Annotated in this window: 12 protein-coding genes; 8 read left to right on the top strand and 4 right to left on the bottom strand. The window is 72.2% G+C overall.

The window, feature by feature from the left end; all coding sequences use genetic code 11:
* The first annotated feature begins 103 nt into the window (after positions 1–103).
* The 3 genes from FHS38_RS00795 (at position 104) to FHS38_RS00805 (ending at position 5840) form a co-directional block, all read left to right on the top strand.
* Positions 104–3940: an ABC transporter ATP-binding protein gene (locus tag FHS38_RS00795; RefSeq protein ID WP_184729615.1), complete on the top strand. Its 3837-nt coding sequence runs from the start codon at positions 104–106 to the stop codon at positions 3938–3940.
* 7 nt (positions 3941–3947) lie between these two features.
* Positions 3948–4274 (top strand): dihydrofolate reductase family protein, encoded by a 327-nt coding sequence (locus FHS38_RS00800; RefSeq protein ID WP_184729617.1) that lies wholly within the window; start codon positions 3948–3950, stop codon positions 4272–4274.
* A 135-nt stretch (positions 4275–4409) separates the two neighbouring features.
* Positions 4410–5840, top strand: coding sequence for a S28 family serine protease (locus tag FHS38_RS00805; RefSeq protein WP_184729619.1), 1431 nt, complete (start codon positions 4410–4412; stop codon positions 5838–5840).
* A 27-nt stretch (positions 5841–5867) separates the two neighbouring features.
* Here FHS38_RS00805 and FHS38_RS00810 read toward each other — a convergent pair whose 3' ends face one another.
* The 3 genes from FHS38_RS00810 to FHS38_RS00820 form a co-directional block, all read right to left on the bottom strand.
* Positions 5868–6731, bottom strand: a complete 864-nt coding sequence (locus FHS38_RS00810) for a hypothetical protein (RefSeq protein WP_308433488.1) — start codon at positions 6729–6731, stop codon at positions 5868–5870.
* Between the two features lie 222 nt (positions 6732–6953).
* The gene (locus FHS38_RS00815) at positions 6954–7586 is read right to left on the bottom strand and encodes a TetR/AcrR family transcriptional regulator (RefSeq protein WP_184729621.1); all 633 of its coding nucleotides are present in this window, start codon (positions 7584–7586) and stop codon (positions 6954–6956) included.
* A gap of 139 nt (positions 7587–7725) precedes the next feature.
* Positions 7726–8529: a sugar phosphate isomerase/epimerase family protein gene (locus tag FHS38_RS00820; RefSeq protein ID WP_184729623.1), complete on the bottom strand. Its 804-nt coding sequence runs from the start codon at positions 8527–8529 to the stop codon at positions 7726–7728.
* 202 nt (positions 8530–8731) lie between these two features.
* Here FHS38_RS00820 and FHS38_RS00825 point away from each other — a divergent pair, with 202 nt between their 5' ends.
* From FHS38_RS00825 to FHS38_RS00845, 5 genes are all read left to right on the top strand, one after another.
* Positions 8732–9943, top strand: a complete 1212-nt coding sequence (locus FHS38_RS00825) for a Gfo/Idh/MocA family protein (RefSeq protein WP_184729625.1) — start codon at positions 8732–8734, stop codon at positions 9941–9943.
* Positions 9940–11097 (top strand): dihydrodipicolinate synthase family protein, encoded by a 1158-nt coding sequence (locus FHS38_RS00830; RefSeq protein WP_184729627.1) that lies wholly within the window; start codon positions 9940–9942, stop codon positions 11095–11097. Before FHS38_RS00825 ends, FHS38_RS00830 begins: the two co-directional genes overlap by 4 nt.
* The gene (locus tag FHS38_RS00835; RefSeq protein WP_184729629.1) at positions 11094–11942 is read left to right on the top strand and encodes a sugar phosphate isomerase/epimerase family protein; all 849 of its coding nucleotides are present in this window, start codon (positions 11094–11096) and stop codon (positions 11940–11942) included. The genes FHS38_RS00830 and FHS38_RS00835 overlap by 4 nt, the downstream gene beginning before the upstream one ends.
* A gap of 276 nt (positions 11943–12218) precedes the next feature.
* Positions 12219–14438, top strand: coding sequence for an SF1B family DNA helicase RecD2 (gene recD2 / locus FHS38_RS00840; RefSeq protein ID WP_184729631.1), 2220 nt, complete (start codon positions 12219–12221; stop codon positions 14436–14438).
* Between the two features lie 166 nt (positions 14439–14604).
* Positions 14605–15894, top strand: a complete 1290-nt coding sequence (locus FHS38_RS00845) for a citrate synthase (RefSeq protein WP_184729633.1) — start codon at positions 14605–14607, stop codon at positions 15892–15894.
* A 779-nt stretch (positions 15895–16673) separates the two neighbouring features.
* Here FHS38_RS00845 and FHS38_RS00850 read toward each other — a convergent pair.
* On the bottom strand, positions 16674–18929 hold the full coding sequence (locus FHS38_RS00850; protein WP_184729635.1) for a heavy metal translocating P-type ATPase: 2256 nt from the start codon (positions 18927–18929) through the stop codon (positions 16674–16676).

The raw sequence follows: 18929 nt of genomic DNA on the forward strand, positions 1-18929 counted from the left end.
ACACGCAGCGCCATCGACGACGACCACTTTGTTGCGATGGGATGAAAATCGCAGCCCACAGCGTTGGGGCCTTCCGTCAGTGGAGAACAGCGGGAGGTCTCGGGTGGCGGCGACGGATACGACCGGTGCGGCGGAAGACGCCGGTCAGGGCTGGGCGAAACGGCTCGCTCAATACTGTTGGCGATACCGCCGCACGGTATTGCTCGCACTGGGCTCGTCGCTCGCGGGCATGGCCGTCATGGCCCTCGTACCGCTGATACCCAAGCTCATCATCGACGACGTCATAGGCTCCCAGGAGCGCCCCCTCGCCCCCTGGGCCACGCTCCTGATCGTGGCCGCGGTCGTCGTCTACGCCCTGACCTACGTCCGCCGCTACTACGGCGGGCGTCTCGCGCTCGACGTGCAGCACGACCTGCGGACCGAGATGTTCGCGTCGATCTCCCGGCTCGACGGCAAGCGGCAGGACGAACTCTCCACCGGCCAGGTCGTCGGCCGGGCCACCAGCGACCTCCAGCTGATCCAGGGCCTGCTGTTCATGCTGCCGATGATGATCGGCAACATCCTGCTCTTCGTCATCTCCCTCGTCGTGATGGCGACCCTCTCCCCGCTGCTCACCGTCGTCGCCCTCGCCGTCGCCCCCGCGCTGTGGTTCCTCGCCCAGCGCAGCCGCACCAAGCTCTTCCCCGCCACCTGGTACGCCCAGGGCCAGGCCGCCGCCGTCGCGGGCGTCGTGGACGGCGCCGTCACGGGCGTACGGGTCGTCAAGGGCTTCGGCCAGGAGGCGCAGGAGGCCGGAAAGCTCCGCGAGGTCAGCCGCAGGCTCTTCGCCGGGCGGCTGCGGACCGTGCGGCTCAACTCCCGCTACACCCCCGCCCTGCAGGCCGTGCCCGCGCTCGGCCAGGTCGCCATGCTCGCCCTCGGCGGCTGGATGGCCACCCGCGGCCAGGTCACCCTCGGCACGTTCGTCGCCTTCTCCACGTACCTCTCCCAGCTCATCGGGCCGGTGCGGATGCTGACCATGATCCTGACCGTCGGTCAGCAGGCCCGCGCCGGAGTCGAGCGCGTCTTCGAACTCATCGACACCGAACCGGCCGTCGAGGAGCGCCCGAACGCCCGCACCCTGCCCGAGGACGCCCCCGCCACCGTCGAATTCGACGACGTCACCTTCGGCTACGACCTCGCCCGCCCCGTCCTCGACGGCTTCTCCCTGCGCCTCGAGCCCGGCGAGACCGTCGCGGTCGTCGGCGCCTCCGGCAGCGGCAAGTCGACCGTCTCCCTGCTGCTCCCGCGCTTCTACGACGTGACGGGCGGCGCGGTGCGGGTCGGCGGCCACGACGTGCGCGAGCTGACCCTGTCCTCGCTGCGCGCCGCGATCGGGCTGGTCCCCGAGGACAGCTTCCTCTTCTCCTACAGCGTCCGCGACAACATCGCCTACGGGCTGCCGGACGCCACCGACGAGCAGGTCCGCGCCGCCGCCCGCGCCGCACAGGCGGACGGCTTCATCTCGGCCCTGCCCGACGGGTACGACACCAAGGTCGGCGAGCAGGGCCTCACCCTCTCCGGCGGCCAGCGCCAGCGCATCGCGCTCGCCCGCGCCATCCTGACCGACCCGCGGCTGCTGCTCCTCGACGACGCGACGTCGGCCGTCGACGCGCGCGTGGAGCACGAGATCCACGAGGCGCTGCGCGGCGTCATGGCAGGCCGGACGACGCTGCTCATCGCCCACCGGGCGTCGACGCTGGCGCTCGCCGACCGCATCGCCGTCCTCGACGGCGGCCGGCTCGTCGACGTGGGCACGGCGGAGGAGCTCGAGGACCGCTGCGAGCCGTACCGGCGGCTGCTGACCGACCCGGACACGCTGGGCGGCGTCCAGAAGGACCCGGCGGGCCTCACGGCCGCCCCGGTGGCGGGTGCCTTCGGCGGCGAGGCGTCGGCCACGGGCCTGGTGGAGCGCACGGACCTCGACGTCACCGACGTCACCGAGGCCGTGCCCGCCGGGCACGCGCGCGTGGACGGGGTGACCCCCGCCCTGTGGGTGCGCAAGGAGACGGCCGGCGCGTCGGCGGGCGACGGCATGGACGGGGCCCTGGCCGGGATGCCCGCCACGCCCGAACTGCTGGCCAAGGTGGCCGCGCTGCCCCCGGCGTCGGACGTACCCGCCATCGACGAGGAGCAGGCGGCACGGCCCGAGAAGGACTACGGCCTGCGGCAGTTGCTGCGCGGCTTCGGGGCGCCGCTGCTGGTGAGCCTGCTGCTGGTGACCGTCGACGCCGTCGCCGGTCTGCTGCTGCCCGTACTGATCCGGCACGGCATCGACCAGGGCGTCCAGCGCATGGCGCTCGGCGCGGTCTGGGTGGCCTCCGGGCTCGCGCTCGCCGTCGTGATCGGGCAGTGGGCGGCACAGGTCGGCGAGATGCGGATGACGGGACGCACCGGCGAACGGGTGCTGTACGCGCTGCGCGTGAAGATCTTCGCCCAGCTCCAGCGGCTCGGGCTCGACTACTACGAGCGCGAGCTGACCGGCAAGATCATGACCCGGATGACGACCGACGTCGACGCGCTGAGCTCGTTCCTCCAGACCGGTCTGATCACCGCCGTCGTCTCCGTCCTCACCTTCTTCGGCATCCTCGTCGCGCTCGTGGTCATCGACGTGCAGCTGGCCCTCGTCGTCTTCGCGACCCTGCCCCTGCTCGTCATCGGCACCGTCGTCTTCCGGCGCAAGAGCGTCAAGGCGTACGAACTGGCCCGTGAGCGCGTGGGCGTCGTCAACGCCGACCTCCAGGAGAGCGTCGCGGGGCTGCGCATCGTCCAGGCGTTCCGCCGCGAGGCCACCGGCGCCCGGCGGTTCGCCGAGCGCAGCGACGGTTACCGGCAGGCGCGGATACGCGGCCAGTGGCTGATATCCGTCTACTTCCCCTTCGTTCAGCTGCTGTCGTCCGTCGCGGCCGCCGCGGTCCTGATCGTGGGCGCGGGCCGGGTGAGCGCGGGCACGCTGACAGCGGGCGCCCTGGTGGCCTACCTGCTCTACATCGACCTCTTCTTCGCCCCCGTGCAGCAGCTCTCGCAGGTCTTCGACGGTTACCAGCAGGCGACCGTCTCCCTCGGCCGGGTGCAGGAGCTGCTGCGCGAGCCGACGACGACGCCCGTGCCGGCGCGGCCGCGCGAGGTGCGGGAGCTGAGCGGCGAGATCGTCTTCGACGACCTCCACTTCCACTACGGCGACGGCGAGGAGGCCCTCGCCGGCATCGGGCTGACGATCCCGGCCGGGCAGACCGTCGCGTTCGTCGGCGAGACGGGCGCGGGCAAGTCCACGCTGGTGAAGATGGTCGCCCGCTTCTACGACCCCTCCTCGGGCGCCGTCCTCGTCGACGGCCACGACCTGCGGGAGCTGGACCCGACGGGCTACCGGCACCGCCTCGGTGTCGTCCCGCAGGAGCCGTTCCTCTTCCCCGGCACCGTGCGCGACGCCATCGCCTACGGCCGTTCCGACGCCTCCGACGCAGAGGTCGAGACGGCGGCCCGGGCGGTGGGGGCGCACGAGATGATCGCCACCCTGGACGGCGGCTATCTGCACGAGGTCACCGAACGCGGCCGCAACCTCTCGGCCGGCCAGCGGCAGTTGATCGCCCTGGCCCGCGCCGAGCTGGTCGACCCGGACATCCTGCTGCTGGACGAGGCCACCGCCGCCCTGGACCTGGCGACCGAGTCCCTGGTCAACCAGGCCACGGACCGGCTGGCGGGCAAGCGCACGACCCTGGTCGTCGCCCACCGGCTGACCACGGCCGCCCGCGCGGACCGGGTGGTGGTCCTCGACCACGGCCGGGTCGTGGAGGACGGCACGCACGGCGAACTGCTCGCGCTGGACGGGCGGTACGCCGAGCTGTGGCGGACGTTCACCGGAGAGGCGGTTCCGGCGTACCGGGCGGGTGTCGTGGGTTGAGCCGGGAATGATCAGCTTGGGGGATCCGGGGTCGAAGTCCCTGACCGGGAGCCCGGATCCGGACGTCACCGTCTTCTCCGGCGACCCGGTGGAGCTGGTCCGTGAACTCAAGGGCCAGGAGGGCAAGGGGATCTACCTCTGCGGCGGCGGCAACCTCGCCGGGCAGCTCCGCCCGGAGATCGACGAGCTGGTGGTGAAGATCTATCCGTTCGTCGCGGGGGACGGCATCCGGCTGTTCTCGGGCGAGTTCTCGTCCGAGCGCTACGAGCTGGCGGAGTCGCGCACGTTCAAGAACGGCACGGTCGTGGTCCGGTACGTCAAGCGCAGCGGTTGATCATCTTCCGCTTGGCGTCGGTCGGTCGTTGATCAGACGGCGATCAGTCGGCGATCAGTCAAGGGAAAAGTCTGGCGTGGCGGATGACGCCCCCGGTAGGTTCGCGGCGACTTTTGCGAACCCAGGGGAGGGCGAATGCGCAAGGCGCTCAGATGGCTGCTGGCGCTGGTGGTGCTCATAGGTGCCATCGGTGTCGGCGGTGCGACGGCGGGGACGGCCACGGCCGCCACCGAGCCGGACATCAAGGAACGCATCCTGAAGATTCCCGGGATGAGTCTCGTCGAGGAGAAGCCCTACGAGGGCTACCGCTACCTCGTGCTGAACTACACCCAGCCGGTCGACCACCGGAACAAGGCCAAGGGGACCTTCCAGCAGCGCTTCACGCTGCTGCACAAGGCCACGGACCGGCCGACCGTCTTCTACACCTCCGGGTACAACGTCTCCACGACGCCCAGCCGCAGCGAGCCCACGCGCATCGTCGACGGCAACCAGGTCTCGATGGAGTACCGCTTCTTCACCCCCTCCCGGCCGAAGCCGGCGGACTGGAGCAAGCTCGACATCTGGCAGGCCGCCACCGACCAACACCGCCTCTACCAGGCCCTCAAGCCGGTCTACGGCAAGAACTGGCTGGCCACCGGCGGCAGCAAGGGCGGCATGACGGCGACGTACTTCCGCCGCTTCTACCCGAACGACATGAACGGCACCGTCGCCTACGTCGCGCCCAACGACGTGGCCGACAAGGAGGACTCCGCCTACGACCGCTTCTTCGCGAGCGTCGGCGACAAGGCCTGCCGCACCCAGCTCAACTCGGTCCAGCGCGAGGCGCTCGTCCGCCGCACCGAGATCGTGGCCCGCTACCAGAAGTGGGCCGACGACAACGGCCAGACCTTCAAGGTCGTCGGCAGCGCCGACAAGGCGTACGAGAACGTGGTCCTCGACCTGGTGTGGGCCTTCTGGCAGTACCACCTGCAGAGCGACTGCAAGACGGTCCCCGCGACCAACGCCTCCACGGACGACCTCTACAAGTTCGTCGACGAGATCTCCGGCTTCTCGGCCTACACCGACCAGGGCCTGGAGCGTTTCACCCCGTACTACTACCAGGCGGGCACCCAGCTCGGCGCGCCCACCTTCGACTCCCCGCACCTGAAGGGGCTGCTCCGGTACCCGGGGATCTACCAGCCGCGCAGCTACGTGCCGCGTGACATCCCGATGCGCTTCCAGCGCGGCGCGATGGCCGACGTGGACCGCTGGGTGCGCGAGGACAGCACCCGGATGCTCTTCGTCTACGGCCAGAACGACCCGTGGAGCGGCGAGCCGTTCCGCCTCGGCAAGCGCGCCGCGGCCCGTGACGACTACCGCTTCTACGCGCCGGGCGGCAACCACGGCTCGAACATCTCCCAGCTCGTCGCCGACGAGCGGATCAAGGCCACGGCCGAGGTCCTCGAGTGGGCCGGTGTCGCGCCCGCGGCCGTGAAGAAGGACGAGTCGCGCGCCAAGCCGCTCGCCCCCTACGACGCGAAGCTCGACCGGCAGAGCGTCGACCGGGAGCAGACCCTGCGGCCGTGACGTCCCTCGGACACGGCTGAGACGGCCCTAGGCCAGGCGGCGGGCACACCCGACGGGTGTCCCGCCGCCGACCTGTACGTACAGCGCCGTCGACGGCGGGCAGTCGGCGCGGGTGCGGACCGTGCGCGTCACCAGATACTCCGGGGGACGGGCGGGGGAGCCGTCGCAGGCGGTCTCCTTCACCACGCCGCGCCGCTCGGTGTAGACACAGTCGCCGACGACCGTGAGCGGGCCGCCGCCCATGCCGGGGTCGCCCGGGTGCGGCGGCCGCAGATTGCGCATGCAGGCGTAGCCCTCGGGCGCGCTGTCCTCCTCGGAGACGCCGTCGACGGCGGTGATGTGCAGGACGTAGTCGGTGGCGGCCGGGCAGCGCGGACCCTTCGCCAGCGGGCCGTTGAAGCGGGCGAGGACCCTCGCCGCGGCCGCCGGGCCCGCGCAGGTCACCTCTTCGATGGCGGCGGCCGCCCGGCCCCGGCTCGCGCACTCCTCCGCCGCCAGGAACACCGGGCCCTGCCCGGACCGGGTGGGTCCGGCTCCGGTCGGGGGGACGGCCGTCCCCGCCTCGGCGCGCCCGGCCCCCTGACACGCGGTCAGCGTGTACATCCCCACGAGCACCGCGCACACCAGCAGCGCCTTCGGCAGCGCGCCTCGGCGCATGAACTCCCCCGTCCCCGTGATGCGCGTACAGAGTGGCCCGCCCGGCCCCGTACCCGCCAGGCGTGGGCCGGGCTTCGCGGAGCGTGACCGCTCCTCCGGCGAGCCGCCGCCGACGCTCTCGAAGGGGGGTGCGCCGACGGCGGCGTGCTGCCGGTCGCAGGCGGCGGAGAGGGTGGCCGGCGGCGCGGCCAGCGGCGACGCCGGCACCGCTCTGCGAGGAATCAGCGACAGCACGCGCCTTGGACGGGCGGCGCCGCCGGGCGGTTCCGCGGCTGTCTGTCCGGCGGTCGTGGGGGGGCACCACCGCTGCGCGGCGGTGTCCTCAAACGCCGGACGGGCTGATTTGGCCGAGCTCAGCCACTACCAGCCCGTCCGGCGCTTGAGGACGCGCCCGCAGGGCGCCCGCCGCCGCAGGCGGCAAAACCGGCCCGCAGCCGAAGACCCGCCGGACAGGCTCTAAACCGTTCCCTCGGGAACGGACCGCACCGCGCGGCCCCGGCCGGGGAGCCGCATCGTGAGCAGCTTGGCGCGCGGCGCCAGCCGTCGGACCATCGCGAAGACCGACTCCGTACGGGAGTGGTCGGTGTCCAGCACGCTGAAGAGGTTGGCCCCGAGGTAGAAGGCGATCGCGGCGTTCGCGAGGTCGCGCGGCGGGGTGAGCCGGGCCAGCGGGGTGCCGCCGATGACCCGCTCCAGGGTCTCCTCGATGAAGTCCTGCCACGGCTCGGCCCGCGTCCTGATGCCCTCGCGCAGCTCCGGCTTGGCGACGGCGGCGGCGACCAGCTCGGTGAAGAGCGTGAGGTGGCCGCCCTCGACGTCGTCGCGGTAGATGCGAGTGGCGGCCTCGGCGAGCTCCTCGAGGGTGGCGGCGTCCGCGACGGTGGCGCTGTGCAGCGCCATCCGCTCGGCGGAGGAGCGGTCGAGGGCCGCGAAGAGCAGCGGGTCGACGCCGCCGAAGTGGTAGAAGACCAAGGCCGAGTTGACCCCGGCCTCCTTGGCGATCGTCCGGGCACTGGCCTTGCCGTACCCCTGCGTCCGGAGCACCGTCCCCGCAGCGGCGATCAGCCGTTCCTTGGTCTCCACCGTCATGTGCCGCCCTCTCGCAGAGGGCTCATCATACGGTCGGGGCGGGGCCCGAGAAGGAGCCGGAGCCGGGCCGACGCCGTGGTCGGAGGCCGTGGTCGGAGGCCGTGTCCGGGGTTGTGTCCGGGGCCGGGCACCGGTGTCTTCAGGCCGCCCCGGCGCCGTCGAGCAGGCCCAGCAGATACTGCCGTCCGGGCCCGGCCAGCTGGGCGAAGTCGGCCGTGTGGGGATGCCAGAGCTTCTCGTACTCCCAGCTGAGCCAGCCGTCCCAGCCCGCCCGGCTGAGCTCGCCCACGCAGGCGCCCAGCGGCAGCACCCCCGAGCCGAGGGCGAGCGGGGTCGGGTCCTCGGCCGAGGCGACGTCCTTGACCTGCACATAGCCCAGGTGCGGGGCGACCGCCGGGAAGCTGACGGCCGGTTCCTCACCGCCGAGCCAGGTGTGCAGCACGTCCCACACCGCGCCGACGCTGGGGTGCCCGACGGGACCCAGGACCCGGGCGGTATCGGCGGCCCGGGGGTGCGAGTCGTGCGTCTCCAGCAGCACCCGGACGTCCCGGTCGGCGGCGAGCGGCGCGACGGCCCCGAGCCGCCGGGCCGCTCGCGCGTCGGCCTCCGCCGCCGGCGACCCGCCACCACCGGGGAAGACCCGGACGTACGGCGCCCCGAGGTCCCCGGCGAGCCGGATCAGGTCCTCGAGCTCGCCGAGCACGGCCTCGTCGGCCTGCTCCGCGGCGACCCGCGCGTACCCGGCCACGGCCAGGATCCGCACCCCCGCCTCCGCGAACTCCCCGGCCACCCGGGCCCGCTCCGCCGCCCCGATCCCCGGATGCACGGGTTCCTCCGGGTGGGCCCGCAGCTCCACGCCGTCGTAGCCGTACGCGCCCGCGAGCCGCACCACCTCCGGGACGGGCAGACCGGGCACGGCGAGGGTCGAGAAGGCCAGCTTCATACGGGCTCCGTAGGTCGTCGGCGTGGCGCGGGTGGGCGGTGGCGGCCACCGCGCGTGTCCTTCGTGATCCGTTTCCCGCTGGGCCGACGAAAATGCCCCCGGGGCGGCAAACGGTGCGAATCGCCGCATGGGCACCGGCCGAGGTGCTAGCTTCGCAGGCGCTCGTGACAGGTCGTGGCCGGCGAGGAGAGGACCCCCTCCGATGACGCACAGAACGGCCGGGGCAGCCGGGGGCAAGGCCGGTGGTGCCGCCAGGACCGCCAGGACGATACGCATCGCGATGAACGGCGTGACCGGCCGCATGGGCCACCACCAGCACCTCGTGCGCTCCGTTCTCGCCCTGCGCGAGCAGGGCGGCATCGATCTCGGGGACGGGACCGCGCTGTGGCCCGAGCCGGTCCTCGTGGGGCGGAGCGAGGGCAGGATCCGGGCGCTCGCCGAGCGGTACGGCGTCCCGGAGTGGTCCACCGACCTCGACGCCGTCCTCGCCGACCCCAGCGTCGACGTCTACTTCGACGCCCAGATCACCGCCGCCCGCGAGGCCGCGCTGCGCAAGGCCATCGCCGCGGGCAAGCACGTGTACTGCGAGAAGCCGACCTCCCTCGACGTCGGCGGAGCCCTCGACCTCTACCAGCGCGCCCGGCGGGCGGGCGTCAAGCACGGCGTCGTCCAGGACAAGCTGTTCCTGCCGGGGCTGCGCAAACTCAAACGGCTCGTCGACGGCGGCTTCTTCGGCCGGGTGCTGTCCGTGCGCGGCGAGTTCGGCTACTGGGTCTTCGAAGGCGACTGGCAGCCCGCCCAGCGGCCCTCGTGGAACTACCGCGAGGCGGACGACGGCGGCATCACCGCCGACATGTTCCCGCACTGGGAGTACGTCCTGCGTGAACTCTTCGGGCCCGTACGGTCCGTGCAGGCGCACCTGGCCACCCACATCCCCCGCCGCTGGGACGAGCGCGGCGAGCCGTACGAGGCGACGGCCGACGACGCCGTCTACGCGATCCTCGAACTGGAGGGCGGTGTGGTCGCGCAGCTCAACTCCTCCTGGGCGGTGCGGGTGCACCGCGACGAGCTGCTGGAGTTCCAGGTCGACGGCACCGAGGGCTCGGCCGTCGCCGGGCTGCGCTCCTGCCGGGTGCAGCACCGCTCGGTCACCCCGAGGCCCGTCTGGAACCCCGACCAGCCGGCCACGGGCGACTTCCGGGCGCAGTGGCAGGAGGTCCCGGACAACGAGGACGACGGGGCCGGCGCCAACGCCTTCAAGGCGCAGTGGGAGCTGTTCCTGCGCCACGTGGTCCTCGACGAGCCCTGGCGCTTCGACCTCCTCGCGGGGGCGCGCGGCGTGGAACTGGGCCTGTTGGCCCGGATGTCCGCCGCGGACGGCCGCCGGATGGACGTAGGGGAGCCGGGGCGGTGATCCGGCTGCCGGACGCCGCCGGTGCCCTGCGCGCCTACGTGCCCCGCACCGTGCCCCCGGCCGTGCCCCCCAAAGGCCCGCCCCCGGCGTCCCGTACCGTCCTGGCCGCCGCCCACGTCGTCGCCGACCCCTTCGGCAACACCACCGGCCACGGCCCCGCCGACCTCGACTGGGACGCCACCCTCGCCTTCCGCCGCCACCTGTGGGCGCACGGCCTCGGGGTCGCAGAGGCGATGGACACCGCCCAGCGGGGCATGGGCCTGGACGCCCCGGCCGCCGCCGAACTCGTCCGCCGCTCGGCCGCCGAGGCGAAGGCCGTCGGCGGCCACCTCGTCTGCGGGGCGGGCACCGATCAGCTGACGCCCCCGTACGGCACCCCGGCCGACGTCGCCGCCGCCTACGAGCAGCAGCTCGCCCACGTCGAGGGACACGGCGCCACGGCCGTCGTCATGGCCTCCCGGGCCCTCGCGGCCGTCGCCACCGGAGCCGACCACTACAAGGAGGTTTACGGGCGGCTGCTGCGCCAAACGGCCCGACCCGTCATCCTCCACTGGCTCGGCCCCATGTTCGACCCCGCCCTGGAGGGCTACTGGGGCAGCACCGACCTGGACACCGCGACCGACACCTTCCTCGACATCGTCGCCGACCGGCCGGACAAGGTCGACGGCGTCAAGGTGTCCCTGCTCGACGCCGACCGGGAACGCGCGCTGCGCCGCCGCCTCCCCCCAGGGGTGCGCTGTTACACGGGCGACGACTTCCACTACCCCGAGCTCATCGAGGGCGACGCCCACGGCCACAGTGACGCCCTCCTCGGCGTCTTCGACCCGCTGGCGCCCCTCGCGGCCCACGCGACGCGGCTGCTGGACTCCGGTGACCGGCAGGGCTTCCGCGCCCTCCTGGACCCCACCGTCGCCCTCTCCCGGCACCTCTTCGAGCCGCCCACCCGGTTCTACAAGACGGGCGTCGTCCTGCTGGCCTGGCTGGCCGGTCACCAGGATGCCTTCGCGATGGCGGGCGGGCTGCACTCCGCGCGCTCCCTGCCGCACCTCGCGCGCGCCTACGAACTGGCCGACGGCCTCGGGCTGTTCCCCGACCCGGGACGCGCCGAGGACCGGATGGCGCGGCTGCTGGCGGTGCACGGGGTGGAGCGGTGAGCGGCCCCGCGCCTCCCGCCGCACCGGCGGGGTTCAGCCTCAACCAGCAGACCGTACGGCAGTGGTCGCTCCCCGAGCTGGCGGCGGGCTGCGCGGCGGCCGGGGTGCGGCGGGTGGGGCTGTGGCGCGAACCGGTCCGGGAGTACGGCGCCACGGCCGCCGCCCGGCTCGTGCGGGACGCGGGACTGACCGTCACCAGCCTGTGCAGGGGCGGTTTCCTGACCGCCCCCGACCCGGCCGGAAGGGCCGCGGCCCTCGCCGACAACCGGGCGGCGGTGGAGGAGGCCGCCGTGCTCGGCACCGACACCCTCGTGCTGGTCTCGGGCGGTCTGCCGCCGGGCAGCCGGGATCTGGCCGGGGCCCGCGAGCGGATCGCCGACGCGCTGGCCGAGCTGGGCCCGTTCGCGGCGGGGCACGGGGTGCGGCTCGCGATCGAACCGTTGCACCCCATGTACGCCGCCGACCGCTGTGTGGTCTCGACGCTGGGTCAGGCCCTCGATCTCGCCGAGCGGTTCCCCGCCCGGCAGGTCGGGGTGGTGGTGGACACCTACCACCTGTGGTGGGACGACACGGTGGCCGCACAGCTCGTACGGGCGGGGGAGAGCGGCCGGATCGCCGCGTTCCAGCTCGCCGACTGGGTCACCCCGCTGCCCGAGGGCGTCCTGCTGGGGCGGGGGCAACTGGGGGACGGCTGCGTGGATCTGCGCTGGTTCCGCGAACGGGTGGCCTCCGCCGGGTACACCGGGGCCGCCGAGGTCGAGATCTTCAATCCCGCACTCTGGGCGCGCGAGGGGGCCGATGTCCTCGCTGAGGTGCTGGATCGCTACCGGCACCATGTGCTCTGAGTGAGCAGGTGCGTCATTCCGGTCACGGACCGTCGCGATCGGTAACGGATCGATAACTCCTCGAAATCGCTGCAACCCTACGACGCCCGAGTGAGTCGTACATGGCATCGGGCTTCCCGGGGAGGGATCCGGGGGGATTCGGGGAAGCCGATTCTGGGGGGAACGCGAGGGGCCCGGTCGTCGGACCGGGCCCCTCGAATTTTCCCCGTGCGCCGACTCCTCAGGGGTTGTCCACAGGCCCGAACGCCTGTCGGACCCGGGCGGTACCGTCGGGACATGGTGCAACTGGCAGTGGTCGAAGGGGTCCTCGAGCGGATCACCTACGCCAACGAGGAGAGCGGTTACACGGTCGCCCGGGTCGACACCGGCCGGGGCAGCGGCGATCTCCTCACCGTCGTGGGCTCCCTCCTCGGCGCCCAGCCGGGGGAGTCGCTGCGCCTGGAGGGCCGTTGGGGCTCCCACCCGCAGTACGGGCGGCAGTTCACCGTGGAGAACTACACGACGGTGCTGCCCGCCACGATCCAGGGCATCCGCCGCTATCTGGGCTCCGGCCTCATCAAGGGCATCGGCCCGAGGATCGCCGACCGCATCGTCAGTCACTTCGGCACGGACACCCTGGAGATCATCGAGGAGGACCCGAAGCGCCTCATCGAGGTCCCCGGACTCGGGCCCAAGCGCACCAAGTCGATCGCTGCCGCCTGGGAGGAGCAGAAGGCCATCAAGGAGGTCATGGTCTTCCTCCAGGGCGTCGGCGTCTCCACCTCCATCGCCGTGCGCATCTACAAGAAGTACGGCGACGCCTCGATCTCCGTCGTCCGCAACCAGCCCTACCGCCTGGCCGCGGACGTGTGGGGCATCGGCTTCCTGACCGCCGACCGCATCGCCCAGTCCGTCGGCATCCCGCACGACAGCCCCGAGCGGGTCAAGGCCGGTCTCCAGTACGCCCTGTCCCAGTCCACCGACCAGGGCCACTGCTACCTCCCCGAGGAGCGGCTGATCGCGGACGCCGTGAAGCTGCTCCAGGTCGACACCGGGCTCGTCATCGACTGCCTCGCCGAACTCGCCGCCGACGAGGAGGGCGTGGTCCGCGAGCAGGTCCCCGGCCCCGAGGGCGGAGCGCCCGTCACCGCCGTCTACCTCGTCCCCTTCCACCGCGCCGAGCTGTCGCTGGCCGGACAGCTGACCCGGCTGCTGCGGACCGAGGAGGACCGGCTCGCCGTCTTCCAGGGCGTCGAGTGGGACAAGGCCCTGGCCTGGCTCGCCGACCGCACGGGCGCCGAACTGGCCCCGGAGCAGCAGCAGGCGGTCCGGCTGGCGCTGTCGAAGAAGGTCGCGGTCCTCACCGGCGGCCCCGGGTGCGGCAAATCCTTCACCGTACGGTCCGTGGTCGAGCTGGCCCGCGCCAAGAAGGCCAAGGTGGTGCTCGCCGCGCCCACCGGGCGGGCCGCCAAGCGGCTGTCCGAGCTGACCGGCGCCGAGGCCTCCACCGTGCACCGGCTGCTGGAGCTCAAGCCCGGCGGCGACGCCGCGTACGACCGCGACCGCCCGCTGGACGCCGATCTGGTGGTGGTCGACGAGGCGTCCATGCTGGACCTCCTCCTCGCCAACAAGCTGGTCAAGGCCGTGCCTCCGGGTGCCCACCTGCTGCTCGTCGGGGACGTCGACCAGCTGCCCTCCGTCGGCGCGGGCGAGGTGCTCCGCGACCTCCTCGCCCCGGACGGGCCCGTCCCCGCGGTCCGGCTCACCCGCATCTTCCGGCAGGCGCAGCAGTCCGGCGTGGTGACCAATGCACATCGCATCAACTCCGGGGTGCCGCCCATCACTCAGGGGATGACGGACTTCTACCTCTTCCCCGAGGAGGACACCGAGGAGGCCGGCCGGCTCACCGTCGACGTGGCGGCCCGGCGCATCCCCGCGAAGTTCGGCCTCGACCCCCGCCGCGACATCCAGGTGCTGGCGCCGATGCACCGTGGCCCGGCCGGCGCCGGCACCCTCAACGGCCTGCTCCAGCAGGCCATTACGCCCGCCCGCCCCGATCTGCCCGAGCGGCGCTTCGGCGGCCGGGTCTTCCGCGTCGGCGACAAGGTCACCCAGATCCGCAACAACTACGAAAAGGGACAGAACGGCGTCTTCAACGGCACGGTCGGGGTGGTCACCGCCCTCGACGCCGACGAGCAGCGCCTGACCGTGCGTACCGACGAGGACGAGGAGGTCGGCTACGACTTCGACGAGCTCGACGAACTCGCCCACGCCTATGCGGTGACCATCCACCGATCGCAGGGCAGCGAGTACCCCGCGGTGGTGATCCCGGTCACCACGGGTGCCTGGATGATGCTCCAGCGCAATCTGCTCTATACCGCCGTGACCCGGGCAAAACGGCTCGTGGTGCTGGTGGGCTCACGGAAGGCGCTCGGGCAGGCGGTGCGCACCGTGTCGGCCGGAAAGCGCTGCACAGCGCTTGATCATCGGCTCGGAGGTGGCGTTCGTCTCGGTTGAGTTTACCAATCAGGGCGAAGGGGGCAGGATGGGCAGGCTGGGCGGCACTGAGTGCCGCCTTTAGGCCCTATGGCCGACCCCGAGTGCACGTACATCGTCCAAATGGGGGAAGGTAGGGGTAGTCAGGGCACCTCGAAGAAGAGGCACAACGTCGGTGAGGGATGACGTGAGCGACAACTCTGTAGTACTGCGGTACGGGGACGGCGAATACACCTACCCGGTGGTCGACAGCACTGTCGGCGACAAGGGCTTCGATATCGGCAAGCTCCGCGCCCAGTCCGGTCTGGTGACCCTGGACTCCGGTTACGGCAACACCGCCGCCTACAAATCCGCGATCACCTACCTCGACGGTGAGCAGGGCATCCTGCGCTACCGCGGTTACCCGATCGAGCAGCTCGCCGAGCGCAGCACGTTCCTCGAGACGGCGTTCCTGCTGATCAACGGTGAACTGCCGACCGTCGACGAGATGGCGGCGTTCCAGGGTGAGATCACCCAGCACACGCTGCTGCACGAGGACGTCAAGCGCTTCTACGACGGCTTCCCGCGCGACGCCCACCCGATGGCGATGCTGTCGTCCGTCGTCAGCGCGCTGTCGACGTTCTACCAGGACAGCCACAACCCCTTCGACGAGCAGCAGCGCCACCTGTCGACGATCCGACTGCTGGCCAAGCTCCCGACGATCGCCGCGTACGCGTACAAGAAGTCGATCGGTCACCCGGTCGTCTACCCGCGCAACGACCTCGGCTACGTCGAGAACTTCCTGCGCATGACCTTCTCGGTGCCCGCCGCCGAGTACGACCTGGACCCGGTCGTCGTCAACGCGCTCGACAAGCTGCTGATCCTGCACGCCGACCACGAGCAGAACTGCTCCACGTCGACCGTGCGCCTGGTCGGCTCCTCGCAGGCGAACATGTTCGCCTCGATCTCCGCCGGCATCAGCGCCCTGTGGGGCCCGCTGCACGGTGGCGCCAACCAGTCGGTCCTGGAGATGCTCGAGGGCATCAAGGCCAACGGTGGCGACGTCGACTCCTTCATCCGCAAGGTGAAGAACAAGGAGGACGGCGTCCGCCTGATGGGCTTCGGCCACCGGGTGTACAAGTCCTTCGACCCGCGCGCGAAGATCATCAAGGCTGCCGCGCACGACGTCCTCTCGGCCCTCGGCAAGTCCGACGAGCTGCTGGACATCGCGCTCAAGCTGGAGGAGCACGCGCTCTCCGACGACTACTTCGTCTCGCGCAACCTCTACCCGAACGTGGACTTCTACACCGGTCTGATCTACCGGGCGATGGGCTTCCCCACCGAGATGTTCACCGTGCTCTTCGCGCTCGGCCGGCTGCCCGGCTGGATCGCCCAGTGGCACGAGATGATCAAGGAGCCGGGTTCCCGCATCGGCCGCCCGCGCCAGATCTACACCGGCGTCGTCGAGCGTGACTTCATCCCGGTCGAGCAGCGCTGACGCGTAAGCGTGACGTAGCCGTACGACGAAGGCGCCCCACCCCTGGAAGAGGGGGTGGGGCGCCTTCGTCGTGCTCGACGCGGACGCGGACGCGCAGAGAAGCTTCATGCGCCAATGTATGTACCAACTAGAAGGCGCCTCGGCTCCGATCCCCCCACGGGTCGGAGCCGAGGCACCTTCCGTTCCCCGGTTCGGATTCCCCCCACGGGATCCGGCCGGGCGCCTCGGCGTGCCGGGCGCGTGGCACCGGCGGACGCGATCTGCCGGGACGCGTACGGGAGGGCCGCTCAAAGCTCCCCAGGTACGTGCCCCGGCCACGCGTGGCCGGTTTCGTCCCCCAAGACGATCCAGCACTGCATGGTTAGACCATCCACCCCCCTGAATGGTTACCTGCATATTGCTGTGATCTAGGTCTCTTGCCATAACTGGACGTAAAAGGGCAAGCCCACCGTCCGCCAAATCGCACCGGGTGCGGTGCGGGTGTTGTGCCGGTTATGTGGATTTCGTGAAGCGTGGTCGCTGGGCGCTCGGCCCACGTACTGAGTTCTCCGGGGGCAACCGCCGGGCCTCCGGCCGGGGTCGTGGTTCGGCGGGGCCGTGCTGCGTTCTCCGGGGCACCCCCGGGCCCCGGGCCGGGGACGTGGTTCGGCGGGGCCCATGTGCCGTCCTCCGGGGGCAACCCCCGGACCCCGGCCGGGGGTGCAGGCCAGTGCGGCTTACGGGCTGTGTCCTCCGGGGGCAACCCCCGGACCCCCGGTCGAGGCCGCAGTCAGCGCGGCCTACGTGAAGCGCCGCAGGCGCAGACTGTTCGTCACCACGAACACCGACGAGAAGGCCATCGCCGCTCCCGCGATCATCGGGTTCAGCAGTCCGGCCGCGGCCAGCGGCAGCGCGGCGACGTTGTAGCCGAAGGCCCAGAAGAGGTTGCCCTTGATGGTCGCGAGCGTCCGGCGCGCGAGCCGGATCGCGTCCGCGGCCACCCGCAGATCGCCCCGGACGAGCGTGAGGTCGCCCGCCTCGATGGCGGCATCCGTGCCCGTCCCCATCGCCAGGCCCAGATCGGCCGCGGCCAGGGCCGCCGCGTCGTTGACGCCGTCGCCCACCATCGCGACCGTACGGCCCTCGGCCTGGAGCCGCCGGACGACGTCGACCTTGTCCTGCGGCATGACCTCGGCGATCACCTCGTCGATGCCGACCTCGGCCGCCACAGCCTCGGCGACCGCCGTGTTGTCGCCCGTCAGCAGCACCGGCGTCAGCCCCAGTGCCCGCAGCTCCGCCACGGCCCGGGCGCTCGTGGCCTTGACCGTGTCCGCGACGGCCAGGACACCGCGTGCCCGCCCGTCCCAGGCGACCAGCACCGCCGTGCGGCCCGCCGTCCGTGCCCCGGACACCGCCCGCGCCAGCTCGGCGGGCAGCTCGATCCCCTGCCGGGCGAGCAGCGGCTCACGGCCGACCAGCACCTCGCGGCCGTCGACGACGCCCCGCACACCGAGACCCGCCACGTTCTCGAACCGCTCCGGTGTCGGCAGCGGGCCGAGCCGCCCGGCGGCGGCCTGCGCCACCGCCCGCGCGATCGGGTGCTCGGAGGCGTGCTCCAGCGCCCCGGCGTACCGGAGCAGCTCGCCTTCGTCCACGCCGGGTGCCGCGACCATGTCGTGCAGACCCATGCGGCCGGTGGTGACCGTGCCGGTCTTGTCCAGGACGACCGTGTCGACGCGGCGGGTGGACTCCAGCACCTCCGGCCCCTTGATGAGGATGCCGAGCTGCGCGCCCCGGCCGGTGCCGACCATCAGGGCCGTCGGGGTGGCGAGGCCCAGGGCGCAGGGGCAGGCGATGATCAGTACGGCCACGGCGGCGGTGAAGGCCGCGGTGGCGTCGGAGCCGGCCAGCAGCCAGCCGGCCAGCGTGCCGAGCGCGATCAGCAGCACGACGGGGACGAAGACGCCGGAGACGCGGTCGGCGAGGCGCTGCACCTCTGCCTTCCCGTTCTGAGCGTCCTCGACGAGCTTCGCCATCCGTGCCAGCTGGGTGTCCGAGCCGACCCGGACGGCCTCGACGACGAGGCGCCCGGAGGTGTTCACGGTCGCGCCGGTGACCGGGTCGCCGACGGTGACCTCCACGGGCACGGACTCGCCGGTGAGCATCGAGACGTCGACCGCCGAGGCGCCCTCGGTGACCGTGCCGTCGGTGGCGACCGTCTCCCCGGGCCGTACGACGAACCGGTCGCCGACCGCCAGCCGTGAGACGGGCACCCGCTGCTCGCGCCCGTCGCGCAGCACGCTCACGTCCTTGGCGCCCAGCTCCAGCAGCGCCCGCAGCGCGGCCCCCGCCTTCCGCTTGGAGCGCGCCTCCAGGAAGCGCCCGGCGAGGATGAACGTGGTCACCCCGGCCGCCGCCTCCAGATAGATCGCCGACGAGCCGTCCGTCCGCGAGACGGTGAGGTCGAAGCCGTGCCGCATGCCCGGCATGCCCGCCGTACCGAGGAACAGCGCCCACAGCGACCAGCCGAAGGCGGCCAGGGTGCCGATCGAGACGAGGGTGTCCATGGTGGCCGTGCCGTGCCGGGCGTTGGTCCAGGCCGCCCGGTGGAAGGGCAGCCCGCCCCAGACCACGACGGGGGCGGCCAGCGTCAGCGACAGCCACTGCCACTTGTCGAACTGGAGCGCCGGGACCATCGCCATCAGCACGACGGGGACGGACAGCGCCAGCGAGACGGCCAGCCGCTGCCGCGCCCCGCCCGCCTCCCCGCCGCCGTCACCGTGATCCGCTTCCGCGGCCTCCGGCTCCGGCGGGCGGGGCACCTCGGCGGTGTAGCCCGTCTTCTCGACGGTCGCGATGAGGTCGGCGACCTCCACCCCGGGGCCGAAGGCGACGCGCGCCCGCTCCGTGGCGAAGTTGACGGTGGCCTCGACGCCGTCCATCCGGTTGAGCTTCTTCTCCACGCGGGCGGCACACGACGCGCAGGTCATGCCGCCGACGGCGAGTTCCACTTCGGCGGTGGGCGGTGTCGTCCGGGTGGGGGTCGTGCTGGTCAT

It is taken from the genome of Streptomyces netropsis, from assembly GCF_014203545.1.
Classification (GTDB): domain Bacteria; phylum Actinomycetota; class Actinomycetes; order Streptomycetales; family Streptomycetaceae; genus Streptomyces; species Streptomyces netropsis.